This window comes from Frankia sp. CeRuru1 (assembly GCF_977966315.1).
The window spans coordinates 1-6,647 of the sequence record NZ_CDWWEW010000288.1 but is presented as its reverse complement, the minus strand read 5'-3'; the positions used below and the strand labels follow the sequence as shown (position 1 = coordinate 6,647).

The 6,647-nt window shown below is 71.0% G+C and carries 5 protein-coding genes and 1 pseudogene; 2 read left to right on the top strand and 4 right to left on the bottom strand.

The genetic code is table 11. The features are described 5' to 3' along the window. The first annotated feature begins 211 nt into the window (after positions 1–211). Entirely contained in the window at positions 212–1,390 is a 1,179-nt protein-coding gene (locus AC08OP_RS18130; RefSeq protein WP_476615280.1) for an HAF repeat-containing protein, read from the top strand. A gap of 16 nt (positions 1,391–1,406) precedes the next feature. Here AC08OP_RS18130 and AC08OP_RS18125 read toward each other — a convergent pair whose 3' ends face one another. Next, entirely contained in the window at positions 1,407–3,104 is a 1,698-nt protein-coding gene (locus AC08OP_RS18125) for an ABC-F family ATP-binding cassette domain-containing protein (protein ID WP_476615281.1), read from the bottom strand. 108 nt (positions 3,105–3,212) lie between these two features. Between AC08OP_RS18125 and AC08OP_RS18120 the strand changes: the two genes are divergently transcribed. Continuing rightward, on the top strand, positions 3,213–3,383 hold the full coding sequence (locus tag AC08OP_RS18120; protein ID WP_476615279.1) for a hypothetical protein: 171 nt from the start codon (positions 3,213–3,215) through the stop codon (positions 3,381–3,383). A gap of 67 nt (positions 3,384–3,450) precedes the next feature. On the opposite strand, the gene AC08OP_RS18115 is transcribed toward AC08OP_RS18120, so the two are convergent. The 3 genes and pseudogenes from AC08OP_RS18115 to AC08OP_RS18105 all read right to left on the bottom strand — a co-directional run bounded on the left by AC08OP_RS18115 (position 3,451) and on the right by AC08OP_RS18105 (position 6,567). Further along, complete coding sequence (locus AC08OP_RS18115; RefSeq protein ID WP_476615278.1) at positions 3,451–4,236, bottom strand: ribonuclease FAU-1 family protein; 786 nt, start codon at positions 4,234–4,236, stop codon at positions 3,451–3,453. Positions 4,237–4,355: 119 nt separating this feature from the next. Next, entirely contained in the window at positions 4,356–5,549 is a 1,194-nt protein-coding gene (locus AC08OP_RS18110; RefSeq protein ID WP_476615277.1) for a protein kinase domain-containing protein, read from the bottom strand. Between the two features lie 23 nt (positions 5,550–5,572). Next, positions 5,573–6,567: pseudogene (locus AC08OP_RS18105) on the bottom strand (IS5 family transposase). Between the last annotated feature and the right edge of the window lie 80 nt (positions 6,568–6,647).

Genomic DNA, 6,647 nt, shown 5'->3' with positions numbered 1-6,647 from the left:
CACCCGACCGCCACCGCCGAGCCGAGGGGGTGAGCCGCCGGCGGCGCCAGCGTGTCGTTGCTTGACGACGGTAGATCATGTTGCAATCCTCCGGCCTCGGAGAGTTGGCATTGCGTGATGGCTCCACGAACTCCTCCAGCCGGTCGACCGACGTCGGCCGATAACCGTCGACGGCTGACCGTGGCAGCCGGCCAGAGGAGATCATTTCGCGATGAACGATCGAAGGACATTCATCCGTGCCGCCACGGTGGCCACGACCCTCGTGCCCTGGTCGCTCGGCTACCTCGGCTCCGCCACCGCGGCGGACGCGGCCACCGCGGCGCCGTCCTCCCCACCTGCGCCCGCCCGACCCGCCGTCGTGGACATTCCATCCCCGACCGGGGCCTCCGGTCTCCTCACCGGCGGCAACACCGCAGGCCTTCTCGCGGGCTACTGGCAGACCTCACCATCCGAGCTCAGTGGGTTCGTCTACCGCGGCGGTACGGTGCACGGCCTGCCGGGGAACAGCCGGCCGGCCGCGGTGAGCGAGGCCGGCGTGGTCGTCGGCGAGAACATCACGCGTTACAGCCGGGAGGCGTTCCGCTGGAAACGTGGCGTCTATCAGTCGCTGGGATTCCTCGGCGGCACCCCCACCCAGAGCGGGCAGTCCAGTACCGCGGTCGACGTCAGCGACACCGGATTCATCGTGGGGACCAGCACCACCAATACGGGCGAGCAGCACGCCTACCGATGGTCAAACGGCACGATGACGGATCTGGGCACACTTGGCGGACCATTGAGTTCCGCCGTGGCCGTCACGGTGCAGGGAAGGGTGGCGGGTAACAGCCTCACCCGGGAGGGCGCCAGCCACGGGTTCCTCTGGTCAGCCGGCACGATGTCGGATCTCGGGACTCTCGGCGGTTCCTCGACCGTCGTCGCCGACGTGAACAACGCCAGGCAGGTCGTGGGGACCAGCGAGACCTCGGACGGCTATTCCCGCGCGTTCCTGTGGGACCGCGGCCGCATGACCGATCTCGGGACCCTCGGCAGTGACCTGCACAGCGAGGCGGTCGCCGTGAACAGTCTCGGTCAGGTGCTGGTGCGCAGCCTCGGATCGTCAGATGGCGGGTTCCTGTGGATCGCGGGCCGCCGCATCCCGATCACCTCACCGCTCGGCCCGCTGGAGCTTCTCGACCTCAATGATCATGGTGTGGTATGCGGGACGGCACCCTCGGGTCAAGGCAGCCACGCGTTCCGCTGGTACCGCGGCCGGCTGACCGATCTGGGCACCCTCGGAGGACCGCTGAGCGCGGGCAACGCCGTCACCCCGAACAACGTCGTGCTCGGTTCCGCGACCACCACGGACTCCCCGTTCCCCCATGCGGCATTCTGGCCGAACACCGGCTCCTGACGTTCTCAGCGGCCCGTCACAATGGCTTCTCGGTGACGAGGGGCTTCTCGGTGACGAGGCCGCCGTCGACGTGCAGCCGGCGGGTCACGGCGACCGTGTCGAGCATGCGCCGATCATGGGTGACGAGCAGCAGGGTGCCCGCATAGCCGGCCAGCGCCTGTTCGAGCTGATCGATCGCCGGAAGGTCGAGGTGGTTGGTGGGTTCGTCGAGCACCAGGCAGTTCACGCCGACCGCCTGCAGCAGCGCGAGCCCCGCCCGGGTGCGTTCTCCCGGCGACAGGGACGCCGCCGGCCGAGTGACCTGATCCGGGCCGAGACCGAACTTCGCGAACAGGGTGCGCACCTCGCCCGCCGGCCAGCTGGTCGCCCGCTCGGCGACGGCCAGCGCCGTGGCCTCACCCCGGAACAGGCCGCGGGCCTGGTCGATCTCGCCGAGCCGCACGCCGGACCCGAGTGCCTGGTGCCCCCGGGCCAGGGGGATGCGGCCGAGCAGCGCACCCAGCATGGTCGTCTTGCCCCCGCCGTTCGGCCCGGTGATCACCACCCGGTCCGCCCACGCGATCGTCAGGTCGACCGGCCCCAGAGTGAAGCCCGATCGGGCCACCACCGCGCCGGTCAACGTCGCGACGACATCGCCCGACCGGGGCGCGGCGGCGATCGACATGCGCAGCTGCCATTCCTTGCGGGGCTCCTCGACCTCCGCCAACCGGTCGAGGCGGGACTCGATGGACCGGACCCTGGCCGCGCTCTTCGTCGCCGCCTCGATCCGGGCTCCCTTGGCGGCCCGGTCACCGTCGGGCATCCGCCGCTTCGCCCGCACCGAACCCCGCACCGCCTGCTCCCGCTGGCGTTGCGCCTGGGCAACGAGATCGGCCCGCTGGCCGGCGTACTCCTCGTACCGCTCCCGGGCCTGACGCCGCGCGACCTCGCGGGCCTGCAGGTACGCCGTCCATCCGCCGGCGAAGAGGGTGAGGCCGTGCCGGTGCGGATCGAGTTCGGCGACGGTGTCGATGGTGCGGTCGAGGAACTCGCGGTCGTGGCTGACGACGACCAGCGCCCCGGGCACGCCTTGGACGAACCGCTCGAGCCGTTCCAGCCCGTCGAAGTCGAGGTCGTTGGTGGGCTCGTCGAGCAGGGTGATGTCGAACCGGGACAGCAGGACGCCGGCCAGCGATCCCCGGGCGGCCTGCCCGCCGGACAACGCCGTCGTCGGGCTGTCGAGCGCGCCCGCGGGCAGACCGAGATCGGCGCACACCTCCTCGGCGCGGGCGTCGAGGTCGGCCGCGCCGATCGCCAGCCACCGCTCCAGGGCGACGCTGTAGCGGTCGTCGACCCCAGACGTGCCAGGAGCCCCAGACGTGCTAGGGACCCCGGACGTGCCCAGGGCCAACGCCTCGGTCGCGGCGTCGAGCTCGGCCTGCGCCGCGGCGACGCCGGTGCGACGGGCAAGGAAGGCCCGCAGGGTCTCCCCGGGGTCGCGGTCGGGTTCCTGGGGGAGCAGGCCGACGTTGGCGGTCGGCGGCGCGAGATCCACCCGGCCCGCGTCGAGCGCCACCTGCCCGGCGAGGGCACGCAACAACGTCGACTTGCCGACGCCGTTGGGCCCCACCACGCCGAGACGGTCGCCGGGCGCGACGGTGAGGGAGACGCCGTCGAGGACGGTCGCCCCACCGCGGGTGACGGTGAGACCGGACGCGACGAGGGTGGCGGACATCTGACCAGTCTGGCGCATGGACGGCGCATCGCGTCCCGCCCCCTGGGGCCGCATCCATCCGGTGGAACCCTACGGTGAGTCCGTACGCTAGGTTCGTACGCTGGGTCCGTGCGGCTGACCGGCGCCGAGGCCCGCATCGTCCGGGCGAGCGAACCCGGACACGCCGCTGCCATCGAACTGCTCATCGCCCGATATGACCAGTGCCAGGCCACCCCGCCCGCCGGGCCGGCGATCATCGTGACGGTGGCCCGCTGGTCAGGGTGGGCCTTCTCGACGTAGCCGGCTGTTAACATCGCCGGCCCTCGATACCGCCGGCCCTCGATACCACCGGCCGTCGACATCGCCGTCAGTGCGGGCCGGTTCCGGTCGTGCCCGGCGCCCGCGGGCGGTCCCAGCCGGGCGGCAGGGTAGCCGGTGTGCGCCAGGACGGGTCCGGCTGGAAGTCGCACCAGGTGCCGTCGAACGGGAACGCCCCTGTCTCGACGAGCCGCAGCAGCCGCTCGCCCTCGGCCCGCACCGCCGCCGCGTCGGTGACCCAGTAGTGCTCGGGAAACGCGAGCCGTTCCGCGAGCTCGTGCTCATCCTTCCACTGCCAGGTCCGGTCCGGGGAGACCCACAGGTCGAGGTCGTGGTCGGTCGTGTCCACCCCGACGAGTCCGTCGTGGCGCCAGGCCACGGCAGGTGCCTCGAGGTTGATGTACCAACGGGCGAACCGCCCCTGCCGGTCCCAGAACCACCACACCGAGTGCGCGCCCGCCGGCGGGATCATCATAAGGATGTTCGGCCCAGGCCAAGCCCTCTCCACCAGCACCGTGGATTGGCGGATCCATTCGGCGAACGGCATGTCGCGCAGGCCGCGACCGTCCGTGCTCAGCTCGACGGCCATCGGGCAGCCGTGCGGGATCCACAGCCGCAGGCCGCGCTCATCGTGGCCGACCACGTGACCCGCGCGGACGAAGACGAGCCGCTTGGTGGTGAACGACCGGTGCACGACCACTTCGCCCGGGACGAATTCTCCTGGAACGAATTCGCCCGGGACGAACGGACCCGCCGGTGCGGCGCCCGAACCGAGCGGTGGCGATGCCTGGGGACCGGCCTGGGGACCAGCCTGGGAACCGGGATCATACGCCACGGGGCTTTCCAGCTTCGTCACCGTCCGACTGTACGGTGCCGTCCTGCCCCGGCGTGCCCCCCACCACAACCCCACGACAGACGGGATGGGACGCTCATGACGGTCGATTCCGCCGTCGATCAACCGCCGGCACCGGCCAGCAACTCCCGGACGACAGGCACCATCGGATACTCCGTCCCCCAGACCCTGAGCAGATCGGCGAGCAGCGCCGAGAGGGTCTCGGCGGCCGACGCCCGATGGCCGGCGCCGAGCTGCAACAGCCCGATCTGCCGTCGCAGCTCGAAGACCTGGGCGTCGTCCGCACCGAACACCCTGATCTCGTCCTCCAGCAGCCCACGAAGCTGTTCGAGCGCCTGGCCGGTCTCACCGATCAGGGCCCGGCAGGTCGCCTCCCGCAGGCGGCAGCGCAGAACCCGCTCGCTGTCCGGAGCGTCCCGGTGGACGAGATCGACGGGAAGCGTGCGGTAGCCGTCCACGGCGCGGCGGAAGTCGCCGCCCTCGAACAGGTGGTCCGCCAGATCGAGACGGAGCGCGAGCACGTCCGCGCTGTCGTGGCCGAGGGCACCACCAGCCCGGTCCACCGCCGCCGCCAGCACACCGGCGGCCTGACTGTAGCGGGAGGCCCGGGCCAACGTCCGAGCCTCGTCCCGGGCACGACGAAGATCGGACCGCCTGATCCCGCCATCGGGCTCCCCGGGCGGCTCAGCAGTGGATCTCCGGGTGGAGGGGGCAGTGTTCGGGGCCGCCCCGCGCGGTACCACCCGGGCCGCGACCGCCGCGTACAGCCGTACCGGGTTGTCCGCGGCGTCGTCGACGGCCCCGGGAAACGGGCCGAGGCCCACCACGGATCCGATCAACGCCGCGTACACCTTCTCCACGCTGCACGGGCGATCCTCCGGCGCCTTGCGCAGCATCGCGGCGACCAGCTCGTCGAGGCCGCCCGGCACGTCGGCGCGCAGCGACCGCACCCGCGCCGGGACCTCCTCGACCTGCTTGTTCATCACCGTGTAGGACGACGAACCGGCGAACAGCCGCTGACCGGTCAACATCTCGAACAGCGTGGCACCCAGCGCGTAGATGTCGGTGGCCGGCGTGCTCAGGCCGGCAAGCACCTGCTCGGGCGCCGTGTAGGCGGGGCTGCCGAGGTGCTGGCCGGTCACCGTGATCTTCGACAGGTTGGTCCGGTCGAGCGCGATGGCGAGCCCGAAGTCCAGCACCTTCACAGTGCCGTCCGGCTCCAGCATCAGGTTCGCCGGTTTGAGGTCGCGGTGCACGAGCGACGCCCGGTGCGCCACCGCAAGCACCGAGGCCACCTAGGGCCTGTTCTGGGTTCAGATCATGATGTTGGTAGGCCGCGTAGCCAGAGGATGGATCCGCGCGGGTGGAGTCCCGCGAGGTAGCTTTCGGGTGTCTTGTCGTAGCGGGTGGCCAACCCCCGCCACTCCTTGATCCTGTTGATGCCGCGTTCCACGGTGTTGCGATCTTTGTAAAGCGTGGTGTCGTGGCTGACCGGCCGGCCTCCCGCCCTGCCTCGCCTGGCCCGGTTGGCCTGCTGGTCGGACTTCTCCGGGATCACCGCCCGGATCTTCCGTCGGCGTAGGTAGGCGCGGTTGGCGCGACAGGAGTAGGCCTTGTCCCCGGCGACCGCGTCCGGCCGGGTCCGAGGGCGGCCGACCCGTCCCCGCACCCTGATCTTCTTCAGGGTAGGGAGGAAGCGTGGGCTGTCCGCGGCCTGGCCCGGGGTGAGCAGGAAGGACAGCGGGCGGCAGCGCCGGTCGGTCGCCAGGTGCACCTTGCTGGTCAGCCCGCCGCGGGAACGCCCCAGCTCGGCGGCGGTCAGCCGAGCCTTGTGGCGTCGGTGTTCCGTACGGCGCTGTGCCTGTTCGGTGTCCTGTGGGTCCTCGGCCGTCCCGGTGACCGGGTCGTTTTGTCCGGTTGCTGAAGCCTCTTTTCCTCGACCAGGGCCTTTTCCAGGTCCCCCAGGAGATCCGGGTCGATCGCCATGCCCGCCGCGTGGTGATGCGCGCGGGCGACGGTGGAGTCCACACTGACCAGACTGAGATCAACCGTGTCGCGCGCCGCTGCCTCGGCGATCATCGCGTCCAGGAGGGTCTGGAAGACCCCGTCGCGCGCCCACATCCGGAACCGGTCGTAGATCGTCGACCAGGAGCCGTACCGTTCCGGCACGTCCCGCCACGGGCTACCGGTCCGGAACCGCCACATCACCGCGTTGACGTAGCTACGCAGGTCAGGGATCGGCCCGGAGGCCCCCAGCGGCAGGTGCGGCTCGATCAGCTCCCACTCGTCATCGGTCAGATCGCCACGCGTCATACCACCGTGCTACCCACCGAAGCACCCGAACACGAAGGACGAACACCCCAACTGTGATCCGGACTTAGAACAGGCCCTAG

Coding starts and splice junctions, on each gene's coding strand:
- AC08OP_RS18125 (WP_476615281.1), bottom strand. CDS start 3,104: ATGTCCGCCACCCTCGTCGCGTCCGGTCTCACCGTCACCCGCGGTGGG.
- AC08OP_RS18130 (WP_476615280.1), top strand. CDS start 212: ATGAACGATCGAAGGACATTCATCCGTGCCGCCACGGTGGCCACGACC.